The sequence below is a fragment of the Clostridium sp. 2218st1_F5_2218SCRN_220325 genome (genome assembly GCF_039062665.1).
Lineage (GTDB): Bacteria > Bacillota > Clostridia > Peptostreptococcales > Peptostreptococcaceae > Intestinibacter.
Genome location: NZ_JBCLNH010000026.1, coordinates 1 through 23,491 on the forward strand (window position 1 = coordinate 1; position 23,491 = coordinate 23,491).

23 protein-coding genes are annotated in these 23,491 nt (G+C 27.7%); 4 read left to right on the forward strand and 19 right to left on the reverse strand.

Features of this window, described 5'->3' with window-relative positions:
- Window positions 1–120: 120 nt before the first annotated feature.
- Window positions 121–1,296, reverse strand: coding sequence for a GNAT family N-acetyltransferase (locus tag ABCM86_RS13005; protein WP_295676114.1), 1,176 nt, complete (start codon window positions 1,294–1,296; stop codon window positions 121–123).
- Entirely contained in the window at window positions 1,297–2,280 is a 984-nt protein-coding gene (locus ABCM86_RS13010; protein ID WP_295571508.1) for a phosphatidylglycerol lysyltransferase domain-containing protein, read from the reverse strand.
- Between the two features lie 165 nt (window positions 2,281–2,445).
- Between ABCM86_RS13010 and ABCM86_RS13015 the strand changes: the two genes are divergently transcribed.
- Window positions 2,446–3,279, forward strand: a complete 834-nt coding sequence (locus ABCM86_RS13015) for a ComEC/Rec2 family competence protein (RefSeq protein ID WP_195931614.1) — start codon at window positions 2,446–2,448, stop codon at window positions 3,277–3,279.
- Between the two features lie 68 nt (window positions 3,280–3,347).
- Here the strand turns inward: ABCM86_RS13015 and ABCM86_RS13020 are convergent, their stop codons facing one another.
- From ABCM86_RS13020 to ABCM86_RS13045, 6 genes are all read right to left on the reverse strand, one after another.
- Window positions 3,348–4,712 (reverse strand): LysM peptidoglycan-binding domain-containing protein, encoded by a 1,365-nt coding sequence (locus ABCM86_RS13020; RefSeq protein WP_343004127.1) that lies wholly within the window; start codon window positions 4,710–4,712, stop codon window positions 3,348–3,350.
- 92 nt (window positions 4,713–4,804) lie between these two features.
- Window positions 4,805–5,560, reverse strand: coding sequence for an acyl-CoA dehydratase activase (locus ABCM86_RS13025; protein WP_295761436.1), 756 nt, complete (start codon window positions 5,558–5,560; stop codon window positions 4,805–4,807).
- A gap of 14 nt (window positions 5,561–5,574) precedes the next feature.
- Window positions 5,575–6,741, reverse strand: a complete 1,167-nt coding sequence (locus tag ABCM86_RS13030) for a double-cubane-cluster-containing anaerobic reductase (RefSeq protein WP_295761438.1) — start codon at window positions 6,739–6,741, stop codon at window positions 5,575–5,577.
- Between the two features lie 198 nt (window positions 6,742–6,939).
- Window positions 6,940–7,647 (reverse strand): tRNA threonylcarbamoyladenosine dehydratase, encoded by a 708-nt coding sequence (locus ABCM86_RS13035; protein WP_216568954.1) that lies wholly within the window; start codon window positions 7,645–7,647, stop codon window positions 6,940–6,942.
- A gap of 220 nt (window positions 7,648–7,867) precedes the next feature.
- Window positions 7,868–8,179: a rhodanese-like domain-containing protein gene (locus tag ABCM86_RS13040; RefSeq protein ID WP_295571502.1), complete on the reverse strand. Its 312-nt coding sequence runs from the start codon at window positions 8,177–8,179 to the stop codon at window positions 7,868–7,870.
- A 259-nt stretch (window positions 8,180–8,438) separates the two neighbouring features.
- On the reverse strand, window positions 8,439–9,113 hold the full coding sequence (locus ABCM86_RS13045) for a uracil-DNA glycosylase (protein WP_295676876.1): 675 nt from the start codon (window positions 9,111–9,113) through the stop codon (window positions 8,439–8,441).
- 80 nt (window positions 9,114–9,193) lie between these two features.
- Between ABCM86_RS13045 and ABCM86_RS13050 the strand changes: the two genes are divergently transcribed.
- Complete coding sequence (locus tag ABCM86_RS13050) at window positions 9,194–10,240, forward strand: FAD:protein FMN transferase (protein WP_295676875.1); 1,047 nt, start codon at window positions 9,194–9,196, stop codon at window positions 10,238–10,240.
- Between the two features lie 172 nt (window positions 10,241–10,412).
- On the opposite strand, the gene ABCM86_RS13055 is transcribed toward ABCM86_RS13050, so the two are convergent.
- The 4 genes from ABCM86_RS13055 to ABCM86_RS13070 form a co-directional block, all read right to left on the reverse strand.
- Complete coding sequence (locus tag ABCM86_RS13055; protein WP_295571498.1) at window positions 10,413–11,171, reverse strand: ABC transporter ATP-binding protein; 759 nt, start codon at window positions 11,169–11,171, stop codon at window positions 10,413–10,415.
- A complete protein-coding gene (locus ABCM86_RS13060; RefSeq protein WP_243269631.1) occupies window positions 11,171–12,205 on the reverse strand; it encodes an iron ABC transporter permease in 1,035 nt (344 codons plus the stop codon). The genes ABCM86_RS13055 and ABCM86_RS13060 overlap by 1 nt, the downstream gene beginning before the upstream one ends.
- 34 nt (window positions 12,206–12,239) lie before the next feature.
- Entirely contained in the window at window positions 12,240–13,268 is a 1,029-nt protein-coding gene (locus ABCM86_RS13065; RefSeq protein ID WP_295676873.1) for an ABC transporter substrate-binding protein, read from the reverse strand.
- Window positions 13,269–13,422: 154 nt separating this feature from the next.
- Window positions 13,423–14,133, reverse strand: coding sequence for a helix-hairpin-helix domain-containing protein (locus ABCM86_RS13070; protein ID WP_195931668.1), 711 nt, complete (start codon window positions 14,131–14,133; stop codon window positions 13,423–13,425).
- 77 nt (window positions 14,134–14,210) lie between these two features.
- Between ABCM86_RS13070 and ABCM86_RS13075 the strand changes: the two genes are divergently transcribed.
- Window positions 14,211–15,563, forward strand: coding sequence for a D-alanyl-D-alanine carboxypeptidase family protein (locus ABCM86_RS13075; protein WP_295571494.1), 1,353 nt, complete (start codon window positions 14,211–14,213; stop codon window positions 15,561–15,563).
- 52 nt (window positions 15,564–15,615) lie between these two features.
- Here ABCM86_RS13075 and argH read toward each other — a convergent pair whose 3' ends face one another.
- The 7 genes from argH to ABCM86_RS13110 form a co-directional block, all read right to left on the reverse strand.
- Window positions 15,616–16,932: an argininosuccinate lyase gene (gene argH / locus ABCM86_RS13080; RefSeq protein WP_195931662.1), complete on the reverse strand. Its 1,317-nt coding sequence runs from the start codon at window positions 16,930–16,932 to the stop codon at window positions 15,616–15,618.
- Window positions 16,933–17,040: 108 nt separating this feature from the next.
- Complete coding sequence (locus ABCM86_RS13085) at window positions 17,041–17,862, reverse strand: Cof-type HAD-IIB family hydrolase (protein ID WP_195931663.1); 822 nt, start codon at window positions 17,860–17,862, stop codon at window positions 17,041–17,043.
- 270 nt (window positions 17,863–18,132) lie between these two features.
- Window positions 18,133–18,513, reverse strand: a complete 381-nt coding sequence (locus tag ABCM86_RS13090) for a RidA family protein (protein WP_195931664.1) — start codon at window positions 18,511–18,513, stop codon at window positions 18,133–18,135.
- Window positions 18,514–18,694: 181 nt separating this feature from the next.
- Entirely contained in the window at window positions 18,695–19,399 is a 705-nt protein-coding gene (locus ABCM86_RS13095) for a M15 family metallopeptidase (RefSeq protein ID WP_295676862.1), read from the reverse strand.
- Between the two features lie 198 nt (window positions 19,400–19,597).
- Window positions 19,598–20,455, reverse strand: a complete 858-nt coding sequence (locus tag ABCM86_RS13100; protein WP_295676859.1) for an SH3 domain-containing protein — start codon at window positions 20,453–20,455, stop codon at window positions 19,598–19,600.
- 458 nt (window positions 20,456–20,913) lie between these two features.
- Window positions 20,914–21,618: a 5'-methylthioadenosine/adenosylhomocysteine nucleosidase gene (locus tag ABCM86_RS13105; RefSeq protein WP_195931835.1), complete on the reverse strand. Its 705-nt coding sequence runs from the start codon at window positions 21,616–21,618 to the stop codon at window positions 20,914–20,916.
- A 127-nt stretch (window positions 21,619–21,745) separates the two neighbouring features.
- Entirely contained in the window at window positions 21,746–22,585 is an 840-nt protein-coding gene (locus ABCM86_RS13110; RefSeq protein WP_195931836.1) for a DegV family protein, read from the reverse strand.
- A gap of 207 nt (window positions 22,586–22,792) precedes the next feature.
- Between ABCM86_RS13110 and ABCM86_RS13115 the strand changes: the two genes are divergently transcribed.
- Complete coding sequence (locus ABCM86_RS13115; protein ID WP_195931837.1) at window positions 22,793–23,347, forward strand: TetR/AcrR family transcriptional regulator; 555 nt, start codon at window positions 22,793–22,795, stop codon at window positions 23,345–23,347.
- Window positions 23,348–23,491 lie beyond the last annotated feature (144 nt).

Sequence of the window (23,491 nt, forward strand, 5' to 3'; positions counted from 1 at the left end):
TGGATATAAAACACCTGCAGAGGTCTTCGCTGCAACATAAACATAAAATGTTGCACTTATATTGACAATCTATCAAATAAAAAAAAATGGCATTTTACTTTTTAGTAAAACGCCATTTTTTTAAACAAGTTCATCTATATAGTTTACCTTTTTTTCAAATAAAATATTTAATAATTTTATTTGATTTGATGTTAAAGAATTTTCATCAATTTCATTTAACATAAAAATTTCTTCTATATTTAAATAAGAAAAAGCTAATTGCGTTATAGAGTTTATATCCAACTCTATATCATAACTTTCTTGTGTTTTTTCTATTTTTACTTTGTTGTCTTTTATATATATTTCAAATACATTATCATTTTGAGGTATATATTTATCTATAATTTTTATTTTTATAGATTCACCTTCAATATGGTATGTATTTATATTATCTAAATTTATACTTTCGATATATTTTTCAAAGTTAATAACCCTTCCCGCCATAAATGGAATTAATTTAATTTCACAAGTTTTTAAATTAGCAATTATTAATTTAATTTTGTCATCTACAGGTGCATTTATAACTGTATTTTTGCATTGTGTATTGTGATTGTATATATAAGCTAATATAGATTTTAATGATGAAATATTGTTATATATAAGCTCTCTAACAAAGAATGTGTCTCCTTGCATATAATATGCTATATAACTTTTGTTTTCTTCATCAATATATATATATCCATCTTCAGATTCAATTTCTTTCATAAATCTATCAAAGTAAACTTCATCTCTCAATGCATATCCATTTAAGTTTTTCACTGCATTTGTATAAATTTCAGATAATATTTTAGAATCTTCAAAATCAGCTTTTCTCAATTTAGATGTTACTCTAAATCCTGAAAGCTCATCTGTTTTTATATTATATTGAATTTGGTCATAGCAATGGTCAAATCCATATCTTTTATACAGTCTATAATCAATCGCCATTAAAAGTGATACTATTTCTCCACTTTTATATAACTCTTCTAACGTATATGTCATTAGATGTTTCATATAACCAAGCCCTCTAACTTCAGGCTTCGATGAAACACCTACAACATAAGATACATCGTATTTTCTGTTTCTAAGGTCTATTTTGTATTTGTTTAATTGAAGCGCAGACAACACCTCATTATTTTCTTCTATTATAATAGTATTTTTTTTATCATATACATTTTCAAAATAGTATTTTACAAAATCTTCTCCATCCTCAAAACAATAATTCCAAAGTGAAACTATTTGATTTTTATCAGTTGCTCTAGCATATCTAATATTCAATTAGTTAGCCTCCCTAACAGTGTATTTTTCAACAAGTTTACATGGATGGTAAGATAATTTTGCTTTTCTAAGTCCTTCTATTCCCATATCTTCTTCTCTATTTACAAATTCAACTTCAGGGAATTCATGAACTAAAAATTGTTGGTTTATATAAGGATATAATCCTCTTATTTCTGGATTAGCTTTTTCTATGTGAATTAAAGCCATATTTTTGTTTAATAATTCACCCATAGTAAATGCTTCTAATTTTCCATCTATATATATACCAGCTATTTTTAATCTGTCACATATTTGGTCATAGTGAGTAAATAATTTTTCTATACCAGATCTTTCATCATCTACCCCTTCTTCTATATTGTCGTTTTCTTCTTTATTTATTGTCCACTCATCTAAAAGAGCTCTACAATCGTCGAAGTCTTCTTTTCCAAGAAGTCTATATTCAAATCTTCCGTCGTATTCAGTTAAGAAGTAATTTATATGATTTCTTTTTTTGCTATTTTTTCTACCTTTTAGAGTTCTCATTATTTCACCATCATAAACATAGTCAAATAAATCTCTTTCTGCTATATATTCAAATCTATCTCCGTATTCTTCTTTTAAATAATCTACTACTTCTTCTGTAATACCTCTAAAGTAAAGTTTTTCTTCTATTTGTGCAAAGTAATCTAATACGAAATCTATTACTTTTGGTAAATCTTCTTTTTTAGCAAGAGGTAAGATTGAGAATACTTCACCGTCATACTCTCCTACTAAAACTGCAAAATTATCACCTACATAATATGCAGTTTTGTATGCATGTTGCCACATATATAATGTGTTGAAGTTGTATTCACATGCTTCATAATCCACTAAATCAAAATATGGATTTAATATTTCTCTATCTTCAATAGTTATTTCCTTAAAATAAGGTCTTGAACTATTTGGATCTTTTTTTATTATTTCTTCAAAAAGATTTATATTATCTCTTTCTTTTGTTATTTGCATAACAGCCTCCTATAAATTAAATGAAAGTTTACATTTTAAATTTATTTTCAATTTATTGTATTTATTTCTATTTTAACGTCAAAACTCTTAATATATTTATTTCAGTATTCTATTTTACCCAAGATAGCATCCAATAAACATGTATTTTAATGGAGTGATTGTAACTTGAATAAAAAAATTTTAATATTTTCAATTATTATAATAGCACTTTTTACTGGCTGTAACAAAAATAAAGATTTTTGCATCCATATAATAGATGTTGGCCAAGCAGATTCTATTTTAATCACAACACAATCAAATAAAAATATGTTAATTGATGGTGGAGATGAAAATAGTGCTAAAATAATAAAATCCTATTTAAAAAATAAAAAAGTTAAAACTTTAGATGTAGTTGTGGCGACACACCCTGACAGCGACCATATTGGTAGCCTAGACGATATAATTGATAATTTTGATGTAGAGAAAATTTATATGCCTAAGCAAACCACAAATAGTGAATGCTACATCAACTTAATTGACTCTTGTAATAAAAAAAATTTAAAAGTAAATTATCTGTCTAAAGATGATTCTTTCAACTTAGATAAATACACAGAAATATATGTTCTAAGTCCAGATTATATAACAGATAATAATAATTCAAATTCCATTGTACTAAATATTTCATATAAAAACAACAATTTTTTGTTTACTGGCGATTGTGAAGAATCTAACGAGATGGACATGATAAACTCCTATGACCTTGAAAATATAGACTTTTTAAAAGTTGCCCACCATGGAAGTTCAACCTCCAGCTCCTTAGAATTTTTAAAAGAAATTTCACCTTCTATAGCTGTAATATCATGTGGGTATAAAAACGACTACGGTCATCCACATAGGTCAACTTTACAAAATTTAGAATCTGTCAACGCAAAAGTTTTTAGAACTGATGTAAATGGAAGTATGCAATTTTATTCCGATGGGAATAAAATTTACTCTACAATCAAATATAAACAAGAGTAAACTAAAATAAGAGCATCAATTATATGCTCTTATTTTTTTATCATAAACACCTCTACAAATAAATTATTTTATATTCTTATAACTTCTCCTACATAGATTAAGTTTGGATTTGTCATATTATTTTTTTCTATTAATTCTTTATAATCTACTCCAAATTTTTTCGCAATCGAACTTAATGTATCTCCCTTTTGAACTATATAAAGGCTGCTAAAGTTTTCACCTCTACTTCCAGTATTTATAGAAGTTCTTATTTTTAAAATTTCGCCTGTATAAATTAAATTCGGATTGGATATATTATTTATACTCACTATACTTTGGACTGTTGTATCAAATTTTTGAGCAATTGAACTTAATGTATCTCCATTTTGTACTATATATGTCGTCATATATTGTCTTGTTGATGGGACTGCGATATTTCCTCTAGAATCTGTCGGTATTTTCAATATTTCTCCCACATAAATTAAATTTGGATTTTCTAAATCATTTAAGTCTACTATAGCTTGAACTGTTGTATCAAATCTTATTGCAATAGAAGTTAGTGTATCACCACTTTGTACTATATATGTTGTTGTAAATATTTTTCTTCTTTTTTTAATACTCCTATTACCCGGATAAATTTTCAAGACTTGACCTACATAAATTAAATTTGGATTTGTAATTGAATTTATAACTGCGATTTCATGAACTGTTGTACCGTATTTTTGAGCAATTGAGCTTAATGTATCTCCTGCTTGAACTGTATAATATATAACTGGGCTTTGTGTTGATGGTTGTTGTCTATCTCCTGGAATTTTACGTGGCTTTTTTTGTTCCTTTGGAACATCTTCGCTATCATCTAAAAACATTCCATCATAAATTAAATCTAAATCTGTACTTGCATTAATACCTCTCACTCTTCCTGTATCAGAATACTGCCACGCAACATATCTATCTCCCCAAATAGGATTTGGTGATGGTCCACCTTCACTAAGTTGTGCAATCCACAAAGGATACTCAGAAAGTCCAAGTCCTTCATATAAATAATGTTGTGCAAAATAAGTGTATGTGTAAATTGCTGTATCTAATCCACTATACTCCTTTACTTCTCTTAAGAATTCTATCGCTTGGAGAGTCAATTCGTAATTATCAAGACCTCCTATTTGTTCAAAATCCAATATTAATTTTAAATCGGAATCTAAACCTCTAATAGTATCTACAAAATATCTTGCTTGTTCTTGTGGTGTTGGGGATGAACCTGGATTAAAAAAGTGATAAAACCCAACTTTTAATCCATATGCTTTTGCTCCATCATAATATTCATGTAAATAAGGATCTCTATAGAAAGTTCCTTCAGATGCTTGTATTATTACAACTTCTACACCTGAATCTGCTACAGCTCTCCAGTCTATAGTTCCTGACCAATTACTTACATCTATTCCTCTATAAGTAGCCATATTAAACCTCCTAGATGATATTTATAATTAAAACTATTGTTTTATTATTATATTCTGCTTAAAGTTTTTAGTGATTTAATATGGCTATTATTTTATTTATATCCTATAATCGCAGCACCCAATGCCCCTATTATCTGTGCTTCATCAGATATAAATATATTTTTATTTAAATCTTTTTCTAACATTTTTACCAATTCACTTATATTAGCTAAGCCACCTGTAAAAGCAATATCATCTACTATTTTTGATTTATTTAATAAAGATACGCCTTTGTTTGATATTGATTTTATTATTCCAGCGGCTATTTTTTTCTTACAAACATCTCTTGCTAATAAACTTACTATCTCTGATTCCGCAAATACTGTACACATACTAGATATATTCTCTGGCTCGGCACCTTTTGCAAGCTCATCTATATTATAAATATCGCTGTCTAATTTGTTAGAAGTTATCTCTAAAAATTTTCCTGTTCCAGCTGCACATTTATCATTCATTAGAAAGTTTTCTACACTTCCATTTTCATTTATATTGATAACTTTTATATCTTGCCCGCCTATATCAAGTATCGTTCTTATCTTTGGATTTAAAAAGAATATTCCTTTTGCATGACATGTTATTTCTGTAACTTTTTTATCTATAAAATCCATGCTAACTCTTCCATAACCAGTTCCTACAACCTTTTTTATTTGAGGGTTATCAATATCTTTAGTAAGATATTCATATACTTCTTTTGATGTAGATTTTGGACTAGACCCAGTTGGAATTATAAGTTTTTTTGATATATTTTCTCCGTCAAATAATACCCCTTTTGTATATGTAGACCCTGCGTCTATACCAATACTATACATAGATTTCCTCCATTTTACTTCTTATCTTCAATCATTTCAATAAATGCTTCAAATCTCGTTCTAAGTTGTTCAGTATCTGTTTCTGAATAATCTGTCTCGATAGCCATATAATCTATATGTTTTTTATTTACTACAAATTCTTTTATTTTATGACTTTCGACATTAAATGGATGGCAAGACTGAAGTGCTACATCTATTACTCCATCTATTTTATATTCATCAATTAATTCATCTAAAAGATCTATTCTCTTTTGATTATTCATCATACATGCACAACCTATATTTAAATATCTCTTTGCAATCGCTTCATATATATCTGGATTATCCTCATCTATTAGCTCCCTGTTACTTCTTATAGATGAACATAGCTCATAAGCTACAATAGATGCTCCACTTTCTTCTAATGTTCCAATTATTTTTTTTACACATCCACCGATTGGAGAACCTGTAACTAATATTCTCGGTGCATCCTTTTTAACTGGACACTTTCCTTCTTCATATCTTTTTTTAGTGTCATCTATCACTTTTCTAAGTGATGATTTTAATTCTTCTCTATCGAATTTAAATTGAGCTTGGTATGAAACATTATATAATTCAGATGAAGTTAGTGCAGATGGCTCTAATTTAGCTAATTCATAAAATTCATTTAATAACTTTCTTTCTTCATTTTTATCTTTTATAGAATTTTTTATATCGTCGTCTGTTATTGTTACATCTAAGTCTTTTTCTAAAACTTCTTTTAATAAAATAACTTCGTCTTTCCAAAGGTTAAACTCATTTTTACCACTTGCTCTATTTGGAAGTTGCATAACATGCATTGGTTTTATTTTTGATAATTCTTCATACATCTTTTTCTTTCCATCACAAGTAGTTTCTCCAACTAATAAATCTGAAAAATAAAAATATGGACAGGTATCTGTTATAACGTGTCCATAACTTGATTTTATTAATGGACATAAATTTCTAGGTAGTACCTTTTCTGCATCCTTTATAGGCTCTTCACTAACACCGCAAACGCCTACTGGAACAGCACCTGCTGCTAGCATAAGTTCAGTTGGTGTAAAACAACAAAAAACTCCGACCATCTTTTTCCCATTATCTTTTATATTTTTTGCTGCTAGAAAACCATTTCTTCTAGCTTCTGTAAAACTTTCAAATTGTTTTGGTAAATTATTATCCATTCCCTTCCTCCCTTTTATCTTAATCAATAAATTATAATTAAATAGTAACAAATAATTTTCCATATTTCTACAAAATATACTATTAAATTATATTTATATACAAACAAAAAGGAGCAAATGATTTATATCTCATTTACTCCTTTTCAATTTATATTAAATTTTATATCTTATAACTATTTATAATTTCTATATTTTTTATTATCTTTCTAATAATTCTCTAACTACTACAGATGCTATAGTAAGTCCACCTACTGAAGGTACAAAAGATACACTTCCTGGAGTTACTTTTCTTCCATTCATTATTCTTTCTTTTAATTCTCTTGGTTGCTCTGTTGAGTAAACTACTTTTAATTTTTTGATTCTTCTATCTTTAAGTTCTCTTCTAAGAACTTTTGCAAGTGGGCAAGTATGTGTTTTATATATATCTGTAACAACTATTTTAGTTGGATCTAATTTATTACCCATTCCCATAGAACTTATTATGTTTAATCCTTTTTCTTTACATGTTTCTATAAGTTTTATTTTTGAAGTAACCATATCTATTGCATCTATAACATAGTCGTAATCTTCTGTTAATATTTCATCACTAGTTTCCGCATTGTATAATTTTTTAATTGCTTTTATATTTAAATCTGGGTTTATATCTAAAAGTCTTTCTTTCATAACTTCTACTTTATATCTTCCTACTGTAGAATGAAGTGCTGGTATTTGTCTGTTGATATTAGTTATATCAACGTCATCAAAGTCAACTATAGTTATATTTCCAACTCCAGCTCTTACTATAGCTTCACAGGCAAAACTTCCAACTCCACCTACACCGAATACTATAACATTAGCATTTTTTAATTTATCTAGTCCGTCTTCTCCAACAATCAGACCAGTTCTCATCTTAAAATCTTTTTTCATATTTTTTCTCCTAAAATTTTTTTCTTGCACTATTATAATTTAATTTTTACTTTTTTTAAAGATATATTCCAATAAAAAATATTTATCCTTAATATATTTTTAAAAGTTTATGTAATTTTTTATACTTCACAAAAAAAGAGATATTGTAAATTTAATTTTAAAAGTTAAACTAAAAAAATTCAATATCTCCCCTTTTATTTAAATATTAAATATATGTTATTTAATATAGTGGATAGTTATAATGGTCTAAACCTCCACCTAAACTATATACTCTTCTAAATCCATTTAATATTAAAACCTTTCCTACACTTACACTTTGTATTCCATATTGACAGTATAATAAAACATTTCCATTTCTATATTGTTGAATTTGATTTATTCTATCTACAACTTGATTAGTAGGTATATTAATAGCATTTGGTAAGTGTCCTCTTGCATAATCATAATAATCTCGCAAATCTATTATCAAACTAAATTGATTGCCATTTAACATTCGTTGAGCTTGATTCGCAGTTATTGTGTTTACTGCCATAAATACCCCTTCTTTCTTTTTTAGCAATAAGAAGTTATAATAATATTTTAAATGTATATAATTTTCAAGCTAAAACGCATTAAAAATCAACTTAAAATCTTATTTCTAAAAAAATTATAATTATATAATAAAATTTTTAATTTATAAATTTTATATTTTATAATATTCTATATTATGATAAATTGTTACAATTAACTACTTTTTTATCTTTTTTTAACGTTGAAGGGTATTAATTTAACATAAACACAATAACTTTCTATTATATATTTGGAATTTGCCAGTCTATTGGCTCTTTTCCTAGGCTTTCTAATATTTCATTTATTTTTGAGAAATGTTTACATCCAAAGAATCCTCTATATGCTGAAAGTGGACTTGGATGTGCTGACTCTAAAACATAATGTCTACTCGTATCGATTAGTGATTTTTTACGTCTAGCATTTCCTCCCCATAAAACAAATATTGCTGGGTCTTCTCTTTTATTTAATAATTTTATAATATTGTCTGTGAATATTTCCCATCCGACATTTTGGTGTGAATTAGCTTCATGCGCTCTAACAGTTAATGCTGTGTTTAAAAGTAATACACCTTGGTCAGCCCATGGTATTAAATATCCGTTATTAGGTATATAACAACCTAAATCCTGATTTAATTCTTTATATATATTTAAAAGCGAAGGTGGAATCTTAACACCTTTTTGAACTGAAAAAGCTAGTCCGTGCGCTTGGTTTTCTCCATGGTATGGATCTTGACCTAATATCAAAACTTTTGTATCTTTAAACGAAGTATGTTTTAATGCTTCAAATATATTGTACATATTTGGGTATATAACTCTACTAGAATACTCTTCTTTTAAGAATTCTCTAAGATTTTGATAATATTCTTTTTGGAATTCATCTTTTAATAATTCATCCCAATCGTTATTTAATTTAACCATTGTAAAAACTCCTCTTCATATTTTCTTATTATGTTATAATTAAATATAACATAATAAAACAATTATTTGAAGGAGGCATTATGAACAAGAAAAAATCTATCCTTTTAATAATAGCAGTAATTGCTATTTGTTTTTTCATCTATTTGTTTAAGGGCAATTTTAATAAAGGGGATTATAGTCAGACTTACTATGACTTAAATACAGTAAGTGAAATTACTTTATACAATGTTAAAGAATCAGATTCAAAAGAAATTTTGAAAAAATGTGGAGATATACTACTTAATATAGATAATACAATGTCTAAAACAAGAGAAGCTAGTGATGTATATAAAATAAACCAAAATGCTGGTGAAAAATATGTTAAAATCTCTGATGATACATTTGAAGTAATACAAAAGGCAATACATTTTTCTAATATATCAGATGGAGTCTTTGATATATCTATAGGGCCTGTTGTCGATTTATGGGCTATAGGAACAGACAAGGCGAGAGTCCCAGGCAAAGATGAAATCAAAGAAAAGTTAGAACTTGTAAATTATAAAGATATCTCATTAAATAAAAAAGAAAAAAGTGTGAAGTTAAATAAAAAAGGTATGGAGATAGATTTAGGTGGAATAGCTAAAGGGTATGCTGCTGATAAGATTGTTGAGTATTTAAAATCTCAAAATATAGAAAAAGCCATAATCAATCTTGGCGGAAATGTATTTGTACTAGGAGAAAAATCTAAAGATACTCAATTTAAAGTCGGAATACAAGACCCTAACAGTGAAGATGGTACTTCTATTGCCAATATAGGAGTTACAAACCAGTCTGTAGTTACTTCTGGCATATATGAAAGATATTTAGAACAAGATGGCGTTATGTATCATCATATGCTTGACCCATCAACAGGTTATCCATTTGAAAATAATTTAAGCAGTGTCACTATTATTTCAGATTTATCAATAGTAGGTGATGGACTATCTACAACTACTTTTGGATTAGGATTGGAAAAAGGCATGAAATTAATAGAAAGCTTAGATAATACTGATGCTATATTTATAACAAAAGACCAAAAAATATACACTACATCTAATTTAAAAGGAAAATTAAATCTAAAAGATAGTTCTTTTGAATTAATTGACTAAACAACGAGATAACTGAACTAATTATAATAAATAAAAAGACAACCTAATAGATTTTATCCATTAGGTTGTCTTTTTATTTATTTTATATATATCATGCATATTACTTTTTTATCTTCTTATTAATTATCCTAAATTTATTTTTAATAATTATATTTTATTAGAAAATATATAATTATCTACTATATAAAATATGCATATCACCTTTTGAGTCATTTACAATTTCAACATCTATATCGTAAATTTCTTTAATAAATTCTTTAGTTAAAACCTCTTGTGGCGTTCCACTTCCTACGATTTTGCCATTTTTCATTACAAATAGTCTATCACAATACATTGCGGCAATATTTAAGTCGTGTATAGCAGCTACTATAGTTAAGTCTAAGTCTTTTACTATATTTAAAAGTGATAATTGATATTTAATATCTAGATGATTTGTCGGTTCATCTAATATTAAACAAGGTGTTTGTTGAGCCAAAGCTCTAGCTAAAATTACCCTTTGTTGTTCACCACCTGATAAAGTAGAAAAACTTCTGTTTTTAAATTCTAACATTCCAACTTTATCTAATGATTCATTGACAATTTGGTAGTCTTTACTGTTATCTGGTTCTAATCTTTTTTTATGTGGAGAACGCCCCATAAGTACTACTTCTTCAACCGAAAAATCAAAATTATAGTAGTTGTGTTGTGCTACTACAGCCAATTTTTTAGCAGACTCTTTTACACTCATTGTAGATATAGGTGTATTTCCTAACATTATACATCCTCCATTCGGTTTTAATGTCCTATATATACATTTTAATAAAGTAGATTTACCGCTTCCATTTGGGCCTATTATTCCTACAAACTCTTTATTTTTAGAGTCTATAGATACGCCTTTTAATATTTCATTATTTCCTATTTCCATTTTTATATCTGTCGCACATATATTCACTACTCAGCACCTCCAAATCCATAAGATCTTTTTACCATTAGATAGATAAATACAGGTGCACCTATCATTGATATTAAGATTCCTATTGGCATTTCTGAATTTGGTATAACTATTCTAGATAAAGCATCAGCACAAATCATAAATATAGCACCGACTAATGCAGATATAGGTATTAATTTTTTATGGTCTGTACCAAATAACATTCTGACTGCATGAGGAATTATAAGTCCTACAAATCCTATTACTCCCGCACAATAAACAGAAAGTCCTATCATTATTGAAGTTATTATTAAGTATATATGTCTTGGCTTGTGTAAGTCTGTACCTAAAGTTATAGACACATCGTCACCTAAAAGCATTAAATTTAATACTCTGTATCTGCTCCAGAAGAATATACACGCTATAATAACAACAGGAAGTATAACTATATTAGTTTCCCATTTGGCTCCTGCTAAACTACCAAGAAGCCAATAAGTCACACTTTGCATTCCTGTTTTATCATTTGCTATATAAATTATAAAATTTGAAAATGAAGAACATACTGCACTTAGCGCCATACCTGCTAAAATTAATTTTGAAGAAGTCGCACTACCTTTTATATTGGCTAATAGTAATACTCCAAATGAAACTAATAAAGCTCCTATAAATGCCATTACTCCAACAAAATTTCCTCCTAATACAGCCCCAAATCCAAGCATTATTGCAAATGTTGCTCCAAGTGATGCACCTGATGATATTCCTAAGATATATGGGTCTGCTAGAGGATTTTTTACTATAGCCTGCATAACAACTCCACTAATACTTAATGCCATACCTATAGCTATTGCCAATACTACACGTGGAAATCTTATTATCCATACGACATCATGTATAGGTCCAGTTGCATACTCACTAAACGACTTAATTCCTAAAATTTTATATCCTAAAACTTTGTAAACTTCTGATACCGAAATTTTGGCACTCCCTAGGGTAACCGATATCATAACTGATCCGACAAGTATTATTAATAATATTAAAGCTACACCTATATACATAGGTGTAGACTCTTTGATTGATTTCTTATTCATATTATTTGTTTAAATCAGGATATAAACCTTGTGATATAGTTTCTATACCGTTTATTGTACGAACACCTGAAGCATACATATCTCCAAGCATTATTGGAACTATCCTTTTATTTTTAACTGCATCTAAACTGCTGAATGCTTTGTCTTCTAATAATTTATTTAATGCATCTTGTTTAACTTGTTCTGGATCATCACCTGAATAAGGCATATATACTACATATATTACATCTGGATTTAAAGATACTATATCTTCTTTTCCTAATTTACTTTGGTCTTTTGCTACTAAGTTTGCTCCTAGAGATGTTATCATATCTCCACCTAAACTATTTTCTCCATAGTTTGTTATTTCGTCACCTAAGAATTCTAACATTAATACATTTTGTTTATCTTGACCTTTTGCAGCTTTTAAAGCTTCGTCTATTTTAGATTGCATATTATTTACTATTTCTTGAGCTTTATCTTCTACATTAAATATTTTTCCTAAATTTAATATATCAGTCATCTCATTTTGTATAGTTCTCTTTTCGCCTTCTTTTCTTCTTGTATTAGTGTTTATGTATGTATTACATCCTTTATCTATCCATGTATTTACATCACCTAATTTGTCTTCTGCAAATATTGAACCCCAGCTAAGTATCATATCTGGATTTAATGCTGTTACAGTTTCTTTTGATGGTGTAAATTCTGTTAAATATTCAACCTTTTCAAATGCTTTTTTATATTTTTCATCTAATTCATTATCTAGACCAGCTGCAGCAACTAATCTATCTTCTAGACCTAATTCTAACATTGTTTCTATAGATCCTTGATATACTGCAAGTACTTTTTCTGGAGCTTTGTCATAAGTTGTCTTAACTTCATCTCCTGCATAATTATAAGTTGTTACTTCGACTGGGTAACCTGCTACCGCTTCTGAATTTGAAGAAGCAGAGTTACTAGCTGTATTGCTTTTAGAGCTACAACCAACTGCTGTTATACACATTGCTGTTACTAATGTTGCTGTAATTAATTTCTTTAACCTTTTGTTCATAACTTCCCTCTCAATTTTATTTTATAAATTTTAGCTTTATCACACTGTATAATGTGATTTTACTTATGATTTACTTTTTCTATTTTATCATGATAAACCTATTTTCCATACAGTTTTTTATTATTTTTATATTCCATTTCGTTATTACTAGTTATTATTTTACACAAATTAATTCTTTCATATTCTCAAATTTCTTCTCTCCAATTCCGTTTACATTTTTAATTTCTTCTATGCTTTTGAACTGACCATTTTCTTCTCTATAATTCAAAATTTTATTTGCTGTAGCTTCCCCTACCCCTGGAATTTTGTCTAATTCTTCAATATCAGCTGTATTAATATCTATTTTGTCACTATCTTTACTTTCTTGATTTTCTTTAGAGGTATAAGTATTTTGAGATATTGTATTATTAGATGAGTTCATTTTATCATTATTTGTACTTGTTTCTATTTTTTCACCTTTTTTAGGTATTATATAATGCATTTCATCTTCTAACTTCATAGCTAGATTTATATTATTCATATCTGCATTTTCAGTAACACCGCCTAATTTTTCTACAGCACTTGCAAGTCTTTGATCACTATTTAAGGTTACTATTCCTGGATTTTTAACCTCCCCACTTACATATATTGTGATTTTCTTAGAACCTATATTTTTATTATTAGATTCTTCTTTTGACTTAATTGATTTACTTTCTGACTCGCTTTCATTTGAATATTCCTTTTTAATATTTTCTTCATTAGAAGATAAATTATCACTTTCATTTAGTACATAAGTTTCATCAGAGAAATATCCTTTAAATACTAAACTAGATATTGAAATTAATATAATTATTATAAAAACTATTATTTTTCTTTTATTCTTCATTTTTCTTCCTCCTTATTATAGATTATTGCCAAAAATATGTTATACTAAAATGTAAGTTTATAAATTGGAGGTATAAAATGAAAAAGAAGCTATCATTCTTACTAGTATGTCTAATAACTGCTATGATGGTAATCAATTCTTCTATTACAGCCTTTGCTGAAACATATGATAATGTGGATTTAATATCTAATTATGGGGTTGTTATTGATTATGAGACTGGACAAGTTTTAGGGGGAAAAAACATTGATTCAAAAGTTTATCCGGCATCTACAACTAAAATTTGGACGGCTTATTTAACAGTTAAGAATACTAAAAATCTAGATGAACCTATTGAAATTACAGAACCTCCTGGCGTTGATGGTTCTTGTATGTATCTGGAAGTAGGAGAAATATTCACAGTTAGAGAATTATTACAAGGTTTGTTAATCCATTCTTCTAATGATGCAGCTGTTGTATTAGCAAAATATGTTAGTGGTTCGGTTGAGGAATTCGCAAATTTAATGAATGAAGAAGCCAAAAAAGCTGGTGCGTTAAATACTCATTTTAACAATCCACATGGTCTTCCAGATGAAAATCACTATACAACGCCATATGATATGGCAATGCTAGCTAGAAAAGCAATGAGTGAAAAAACTATACGTGAAATTGTAAATACAAAATCAATTTCATTTAAAGAAAAAAATACACCTAATAGCAAGGTACATTTTTCACGTTATTTTACTAATACCAATTTATTTTTAACATCAAATGATAATATGAATTATAAGGGTCAATCTGTTCCTATAAAATACGATATTGTCGATGGTATAAAAACTGGATATACAGATGATGCTGGTAGATGTTTATTAAGTAGTGCTGTCAAAAATGATATGAGAGTTATAGCAGCAGTTTTCAAAAGTAATGGAACTAATGTATATGTAGATTCTAGAACTTTACTTGATTATGGATTTGAAAATTATACATCTAAAACAATTATCAATAAAGAAGATTATACAAAAACCAAAAGAGTATTATTGACTAAAGAGAAAGAATTTATTTATAAACCAAAATCTAGTTATAAATTAGTTATGAAAAATGGGGAATCTACTGAATCTGATTACTCTTATAAAGAAAAATTAGATTATGATTTACCAATTTATGAAGGCGACAAAGTAGGTACATTAGAAATCTATAACGGTAAAAAACTAGAAAAAACTATAGATTTAGTATCTACTAGTGAATTGCATAGTACTTTTGCATTTTTCACTGAGAGTAACTTCTTCAACGTTTTATTTAAGATAATTTTATTCTTAATATTAGCATTTTTATTATTTATAGTTTATATTGTAGTAAGAAAAAAATATAAAAGAAAAATGAAAAAAATTTCTCAAAAGAACAAAAAGAAAAATACTCAAGCTCGCAAAAAAACTACTCAAAGAAAGAAAAGATAATAATAAAAAGCTATGTTTAAAAACATAGCTTTTTTTGTTTTATAACTTCTTATTATTTTAAGTTTTTCTTTATACCTTTTTCGATTATATTATTATAATCTATAAAGTCATATATATCTTCTTCAAATACTGGACTAAACTTTAATAATTCGTCTAATTTTAATTCTTCAATAGCTTTATCATTGTCTTCACAATATATAACTATTTGTCCAACTATACTATGAGCATCTCTAAAAGGTATGTTTTTATTTACTAGATAATCAGCAACTTCTGTAGCATTTAAAAATCCGCCTTTAACAGCTTTCTTCATATTATCTTCTCTAACTTTTAAAGTCGCTATCATACCCTCCATAGTCTGTAGGCACATTTCAAGAGTTTTTACACTATCAAAGAATCCTTCTTTGTCTTCTTGCATATCTTTGTTATAAGCAAGTGGTAGACCTTTCATTACTGTAAATAATCCAAATAAGTTTCCATAAACTCTACCAGCTTTACCTCTTATAAGTTCTGCACCATCTGGATTTTTCTTTTGTGGCATTATAGAACTTCCTGTAGTAAATAAGTCGTCCATTTCTATAAATCTAAATTCTTGAGAACTCCACAGTATTAATTCTTCACTTAATCTACTTAAGTGCATCATTATTATTGAAAAATCGCTCATTAACTCAAGAAGATAGTCTCTATCACTTACACCATCCATAAAGTTATCCATTGGCTTTTTAAATCCTAACTTTTGTGCAGTTATATTTCTATCTATATTATGAGTAGTTCCTGCTAATGCTCCACTTCCTAGAGGTGATTCATCTAGTATTTCTAAAGCATTTTTTATTCTCTTTTCATCTCTATCAAACATATTATAATATGCCATTAGATGGTGTTTAAAAGTAACAACTTGTGCTCTTTGTAAATGAGTATATCCCGGCATAATAACAGAATTATTATCTGCTACTTCTTTTATTGTTTCTTTTAAGTTTACAATATGACCTACGATATCATTTGCCTTTTCTCTAGCGTAAAGTCTCATATCTACAGCAACTTGATCATTTCTGCTACGAGCAGTATGTAACTTTTTACCTACATCCCCGATTCTTTTAATTAGATTTATTTCAACAAAACTATGTATATCCTCATAATCACCGCTTAAAGGTAACTTGCCAGATTCAATATCTTCTAGTATTGAATTTAAACCTTCTGTTATTTGTCTTCCTTCTTCTTCAGTTAAAAGCCCAACCTGTACCTGCATATATACATGAGCTAAACTTCCTTCAATGTCTTTTTTGTATAAAACATAGTCAAATCCAAAAGATTTATTGAATTCCTCCATTAATTTATTCTCGCCTTTTCTAAATCGTCCACCCCATAATTTCATATACTTCAATCCTCTCTATATTTATATAACTATACCAAACTTATATTACTTTTAAAGTATTAAATGATATGAGTTTGTAGTATAATCTCCCTTAAATAAATTTATAAATTAAATTCCTAAAAATTTATAAATTGCTTTTGCTACTCCATCTTCTGTATTTGTAGAAGTAACATAATCTCCCTGCTCTTTGACTGCCTCATCTGCATTTCCCATAACTACTCCCACTCCTGCAAATTTTAGCATGTCTAAATCATTGTAGTTATCGCCAAATGCAATAACTTCTTTTCTATCTATACCTAAGTATTTTACTAATTCTTTTAATGCTTCACCTTTATTTACACCTTTGTGCATAATTTCTATATTATTAAACCAAGATGAAGTTATTTCAATATCTTCTATTTTATTAAGTTCATTTTTAACATTATTTAATTTATCTCTATCATTATCATCTATAGCTATGATTTTTAAGATTTGATGATTTAATACTTCCTCTTTTAAATCATCTCCAAAATGAACATTTATTTCATCATTAAAAAAGTTTTTTAGTCTATCCTGTGTTTTCTTTTGATCTTCTCTGCTTAGATTTTTACATAACATAGTATTTTCAGAATAAAGTTGATAGTAAATTTTATTTTTTTCAAATATATCTATTATTTTTAAACAAATATCATTTGGAATGCTATTTTTATAGATAAGCTTGTTGGTTTTTGTTTCTTTAATTATAGCTCCATTACATGCAATTAAAGGTGTATTTATATCTAGAAAATCAAAATGTTCTCTAGCTGAATTATAAATTCTACCACTAGCTGGTACTATTTTAACACCTTTCTTAAGCGCTTTACTCAAAGCTATTTTGTTTTCTTTTGTTATTTTGTGATTATCCCCAAGTAGTGTTCCATCCATATCTGAAACAATTAATTTATATTCCATTTGAATTCCTCATTTGCATTTTATATTATTTATAACCTCTTTAATTTACCCTATTATAGATTATATCATAAGAGTTTTTATTTTAAAATAATATATCTATTGTAGTATGGAGATTCTATACTACTTTAATCTAGGCGTTAATATTATATAATTCAGTCGCCAATGGCTTTGTCCATTATTTTAGATAATAATGAATAGACCTAATAATATATAATTTCCTTATAATTAAAAAAATACTGCCTTAACTTAAAGTCAAGGCAGTATCTCTTATTATAATACTGCTATTAATTCTATTTCAACTTTTACGTCTTTTGGAAGTCTAGCAACTTCTACACAAGCTCTAGCAGGTTTATTTTCACCGAAATATTCAGCATATACTTCATTTATTTGAGCGAATTCATTCATATCTTTTATGAATACTGTAGTTTTAACTACGTTTGAGAAATCAGCTCCAGCTTCTTTTAATATAGCTTGAAGGTTTTTTAATGATTGAGCAGTTTGAGCTTTTACATCTCCTTCTACTATTTCCATTGTTTCAGGAACAAAAGGAACTTGTCCTGATACGAATAATAAGTTACCAGCTTTTACAGCTTGAGAATATGGTCCTATAGCTGCTGGTGCATTTTCAGTATGTATTACTTGGTTAGTCATTACAACACCCTCCTATAATCTATTCATTATTTATACAATTTTTTCTATTGCTACTTAATAGTACCTTATATTTATTTTTTAGTCAACCACTTGGATACTTGGTATTATTTGTATATTAACCCTTCAAAAAATCGCTTTCTTGAGAATTAGCCACTTTCGCCAATCTATCTCTAAAATATATTTAATAGATATTTAAATATTCTTCTAGTGTGGCATTGCCTTCTCTTAATTTGTAACTTATATTCGCCCCGACATATCTATAATGCCATGGCTCAAATTTATATCCTGTTATATCTGATTTTCCCTTAGGATATCTCAATATAAATCCATATTTATAAGCATTATTTCTAAGCCATTCATATTCTTTTGTAAATTCAAACTTGTCTTTTACTGATGTCCGCGGGTCTTCTCCATTTAAATCAAATGCTAGACCTGTTTGATGTTCACTATATCCTGGTTTTGCAGAAAATGTGTCTACATTAGTGTATTTTTCTTCATAGCTTTTATATAAATATTCTTGCACATCATAGCTTCTATATCGACTGACTATATTTAAATATATGCCGTCTTTTTGTGCGGCGTTTTTCATATTATTATAAGCATTTGTAGCATTATCAAATAATTCTTGATTATTTTTATATGTATAATTTTCACCTAAGCCGTATTTTTTATTTACTATAATTGTTCCTAATACGTTGTAGGCACCATTTTTATTTTTGATTATTGTAGTTGTCTGCGCATTTACCATTTCGCTTGTTTTTGCATAAATTGAACTTTGTTTTGATTTAATAGTTATATATTGTTTTGCTTCAAAGCCTGTAAATATGGCAATTACAAAAATAGATAATAGTAATATCATTATTATATTTTTATTTTTTGTATTCATATTTTCACTCCTATATATAAAACAGTATCTTTTCCTATTTTTTAACATATTAGGAGTATTTCCATAAAATGAATTTTTATAACATATTATAACCTTATATAGAATGCTTAAATATAAAAATAACTGGATTACGTTATGTATTCCAGTTATTTTATAAACTATATTCTTTTATTATGAATTTATCTTAGTAGTTATAAATTATTTTAATATTTGTATTTCTATACTTCTAACTCCCCATGAGTTACATGCTGATTCACTAGCCATAAATATATCTATTTTATTACCTTTTATAGCACCACCACAGTCTTCTGCTACATAAACTCCTCCAAGTGCTGGTATATAAACTCTTGTCCCATAAGGAATTACACTTGGGTCTACCGCTATTGTTCTACCTACTTTAGGTATTGCACCTGTAGATGTCATTGAATCTCCTGCATATGCAGTTGCACTTACTGTCATAGTCTTAACTACATTTGATGATGATTGAGTAGTTGAAGTTGATACTGGTTTTGCTGATGTTGATGTAGTAGTTGTTGTAGTTTTATTATTTAATTCACTGTAGTCGTGTTCATTTTCAACTTTAGTGTCTACATATTTACCACATATAAATCCTGTTTCACCATCTTCTAACTCTATTTCATACCATCCATTTTCGAATGCTTTTAATACTTTTACTTTATCTTCTTTTACTTTATTTCCAACTATATCATATGATGTAGCTGGTCCTTTTCTTATATTTAATTTATCTGCTGTTACTTCTCCGGCTAAAGTTATATATTGTCCATTTGTCCATGCTATTTTCCCATCTTCCATTTCGATTTTATACCATCCATTTTTTATAGATAATAAATCTACTCCATCGTTTTTTGAAAACGATCCGATTATATCATATGAAGTTGATGGTCCACTTCTTACATTTAATTTATCTGTATTTACTACTGCTACTGATTCTTTTGTAGCTACGTCTTTATTGCTTTGCGCAAATACTGCTCCCGTGTTTAACATTGTAAGTATAGCCATTGTGGCGACTGTTGTTGTTTTTAAATATTTAATCATAATATTTCCTCCTAGTTTTTAAAAGTTACAAGTTTGTTACTTTTCTTTTGTTGATATTAATTATATTACAACTTTGTTACTTTTAAAACACCTTTTTGGCAAAAACTTTGTTCCCTACCCCTAATAAGACGTAATTTGAATTTGTAATCTTATGCTGAAAGCCAGTATTATCAAAGCGTACACACTTTTCATTTTTTATACATAAGATTTCTTATTTTCTTCTTCCAAAAATTCAATTTTTTATAATATTTTCATAATTCTAGGAGAAAACCTATAGATTATACCTTTACCTCTACCAATATAGATTCTTTAAAACACATCTATAAAAATTATACTTATTTACAATTTATAAATGAATATAATTTCTTATATAGCATAAAAAAACACATCTTAGGCTTTTCAATATATTGAAATCTAAGATGTGTTTTTTATTATAAATTATTTATTATATATTAAAATTATAATGCTCTTAACATTCTAAGTACTATATCTTTTGAGTTTTCAGCTGCTTTATCAACAAATTCTTCATATGTTACATCTGCGCTTCCATCAGCTTTGTCAGACATCGCTCTTATTATTACAAATGGTACATTGTTTACTGTACAAGCATGAGCAATTGCTCCACCTTCCATCTCACCACAGTAAGCATTGAAGTCATTATCAAGCTCATCTTTTAATTCTTTTGAACTTATGAATATATCGCCTGTTACAACTCTTCCTTTAACTATTTTGAAGTCTTCACCTTTTGCTTGTTCTAAACTAGATTGATATGCTGTTTCCATTAATTTTTCATCAGCTTTAAATACTGAGTTTTCCATTTGAGGTATTTGACCTTTTTTATAACCAAATGCTGTAGCATCTACATCATATTGTATAGCTTCTGTAGATATTACTATATCATTTACATCTAATGATGAATGTATTGCACCTGCAACACCTGTATTAACAACTGCATCAACACCAAATTCACTTATTAGTATTTGTGCACATAATGCTGCATTTACTTTACCTATTCCACATTGAACTAATACAATGTCTTTTCCTTCTAATTTACCTATATAGAATTTTAAACTTGCTTTTTCTACTGTTTTTTCTATGTCCATCATTTGGATAAGAGTTCTTACCTCATTATCCATAGCTCCGATTATTCCTATTTTTTTCATATGATCCTCCTAAGATTATTTATCTAAAAAAAATCGTTCTAATATAGAACGATTCCTTATAATATATTTAATAAAAAAGATATTATACTGTCAATATCTTTTCTAAATTTTCTTTTTAAAATATCTATTATAATACTGCTGCTAAAACTGCACCTTGAGAAGTGTATGTTCCCATTACAGGACCAACTTCACTTATATAAACTTCATCAAATTGATGAGTTTTTTCTATTGTTGAAAGTAATTTTTCTGCTTTTTCTTTACAATCAGCATGCATTAGACATAATATTTTATCTTTAGTGTCTTCTATACTTGTTGTAATATGACTAGCAACTTTTTTGATACTATTACTTTCTCCTCTAGCTTTATCTACAGGTTTAACTGCTCCGTCTTTTATTTGTACAATTGCTTTAAAGTTTAATGCTCCTATTATTTTACCTGCTAGTGGACTTATTCTTCCACCTTTTACAGCATTTTCTAAAGTTTCTAATGTTCCATAGAATGAAACTTCATCTTTTATATTTTCTATAGTATTAACTATTTCATCTATATCTTTACCTTCAGAAATCATTTTAGATGCTTTTATTAATAAAAGCCCTGCACCTATACTTCCAGTATTAGAATCTATTACTCTAATATCCTTTTCATCATTGTCTGCTAAATATAAGTCTCTTGCAAGTACAGCACTATTGTATGTTCCTGATAATTTAGCTCCTAAAGTTATTACTATTACCTTTTCTTCACCTTGATATTCTTTAGAAAAACTTTCTGGAGATGGACAAAATGTTTTTGGCAGTTCTGTGCTTTCTTTCATTTTAGCATAAAACGTTTTATTATCTATATCAACTCCAGCAGTATAATGTTCTTCCCCAAAAGATACACCAAGTGGTACTACATTAATATTAAATTTATTTAAAACTTCATCTGAAAGATCACAAGAACCATCAGTTATAAGTTTAATTTTATCCATATTTTTTCCTCACTTACATATAATTATTTTTTCAGTCGGTCGAACGACCGATTTTTATAATAATATTTTATTCTTTTATGTATTAAAAGTCAACATATTTAACAAAGTGTTATTCTCCTTAATTTGACTTTATTTTCATATAAGATTATAATTTAAATAAATTTAGTAAGATTATTTTTATTATAAAAAAGGAAAGGTTATTTTAATATGAAGCCGACTAATATGAAAGCAACTATTCTAGCGGCCTCTACAAAATTAATGGCTAAACAGGGGATAAAAAATACTAGTCTTTCAGATATAGCTAAAGAAGTTGGTATTAGCAAAGGTACCTTATATTATCATTACGCAAGTAAAGATGATATTATTTGTGATATGGCTGATATGCATCTATCTATAATCACAAATTCACTAATTGGATGTCTGCAAAATGTAGGCTTTGACTCTAGTACGGAAGAGTTTGTATCTGTCACACTAAATAAAATATCCGATATAAAAACCCATGGAAGAATACATATGTATCTAATTTGTGAGGCTATAACTAGTAATGAAAAACTTAGAGAGCGATTTAAAATCAAATATATACAATGGAGAAAAGCCCTAGAATTAGAAATTAAAAACTCAATTAGTTTTAGAGATGATTCTTACCCAATTTCTTTTTTATTGATATCTATTGTAGATGGATTAGTAGTACAAAGTTTATTAAAGACAGAAGAAATACCATATGATGAAATTTCTAGATTTTTAATTACTACATTAAATTAAAAATTTTATATTCAGTTAAATATTTTTAGCTATATCAAAAAAACCGATTTGAAATATTTCAAATCGGTTTTTTATATGATGAATTATCATATTAAGTGCAACACTTAAAAATGGATAAAAAAATAGCTCATAAGTTTATGTTCA

Excerpts from the sequence above, each read along its gene's own strand:
- ABCM86_RS13115 (WP_195931837.1), top strand. The coding sequence starts at position 22,793 with ATGAAGCCGACTAATATGAAAGCAACTATTCTAGCGGCCTCTACAAAA.
- ABCM86_RS13100 (WP_295676859.1), bottom strand. The coding sequence starts at position 20,455 with ATGATTAAATATTTAAAAACAACAACAGTCGCCACAATGGCTATACTT.
- ABCM86_RS13025 (WP_295761436.1), bottom strand. The coding sequence starts at position 5,560 with ATGTATAGTATTGGTATAGACGCAGGGTCTACATATACAAAAGGGGTA.
- ABCM86_RS13010 (WP_295571508.1), bottom strand. The coding sequence starts at position 2,280 with ATGCAAATAACAAAAGAAAGAGATAATATAAATCTTTTTGAAGAAATA.
- argH (WP_195931662.1), bottom strand. The coding sequence starts at position 16,932 with ATGAAATTATGGGGTGGACGATTTAGAAAAGGCGAGAATAAATTAATG.
- ABCM86_RS13105 (WP_195931835.1), bottom strand. The coding sequence starts at position 21,618 with ATGAAAAAAATAGGAATAATCGGAGCTATGGATAATGAGGTAAGAACT.
- ABCM86_RS13095 (WP_295676862.1), bottom strand. The coding sequence starts at position 19,399 with ATGAATACAAAAAATAAAAATATAATAATGATATTACTATTATCTATT.
- ABCM86_RS13070 (WP_195931668.1), bottom strand. The coding sequence starts at position 14,133 with ATGAAGAATAAAAGAAAAATAATAGTTTTTATAATAATTATATTAATT.
- ABCM86_RS13090 (WP_195931664.1), bottom strand. The coding sequence starts at position 18,513 with ATGACTAACCAAGTAATACATACTGAAAATGCACCAGCAGCTATAGGA.
- ABCM86_RS13110 (WP_195931836.1), bottom strand. The coding sequence starts at position 22,585 with ATGGATAAAATTAAACTTATAACTGATGGTTCTTGTGATCTTTCAGAT.
- ABCM86_RS13060 (WP_243269631.1), bottom strand. The coding sequence starts at position 12,205 with ATGTATATAGGTGTAGCTTTAATATTATTAATAATACTTGTCGGATCA.
- ABCM86_RS13045 (WP_295676876.1), bottom strand. The coding sequence starts at position 9,113 with ATGGTTAAATTAAATAACGATTGGGATGAATTATTAAAAGATGAATTC.
- ABCM86_RS13035 (WP_216568954.1), bottom strand. The coding sequence starts at position 7,647 with ATGAAAAAAGATTTTAAGATGAGAACTGGTCTGATTGTTGGAGAAGAC.
- ABCM86_RS13065 (WP_295676873.1), bottom strand. The coding sequence starts at position 13,268 with ATGAACAAAAGGTTAAAGAAATTAATTACAGCAACATTAGTAACAGCA.
- ABCM86_RS13085 (WP_195931663.1), bottom strand. The coding sequence starts at position 17,862 with ATGGAATATAAATTAATTGTTTCAGATATGGATGGAACACTACTTGGG.
- ABCM86_RS13020 (WP_343004127.1), bottom strand. The coding sequence starts at position 4,712 with ATGGCTACTTATAGAGGAATAGATGTAAGTAATTGGTCAGGAACTATA.
- ABCM86_RS13050 (WP_295676875.1), top strand. The coding sequence starts at position 9,194 with ATGAACAAGAAAAAATCTATCCTTTTAATAATAGCAGTAATTGCTATT.
- ABCM86_RS13030 (WP_295761438.1), bottom strand. The coding sequence starts at position 6,741 with ATGGATAATAATTTACCAAAACAATTTGAAAGTTTTACAGAAGCTAGA.
- ABCM86_RS13075 (WP_295571494.1), top strand. The coding sequence starts at position 14,211 with ATGAAAAAGAAGCTATCATTCTTACTAGTATGTCTAATAACTGCTATG.
- ABCM86_RS13040 (WP_295571502.1), bottom strand. The coding sequence starts at position 8,179 with ATGGCAGTAAACACAATAACTGCGAATCAAGCTCAACGAATGTTAAAT.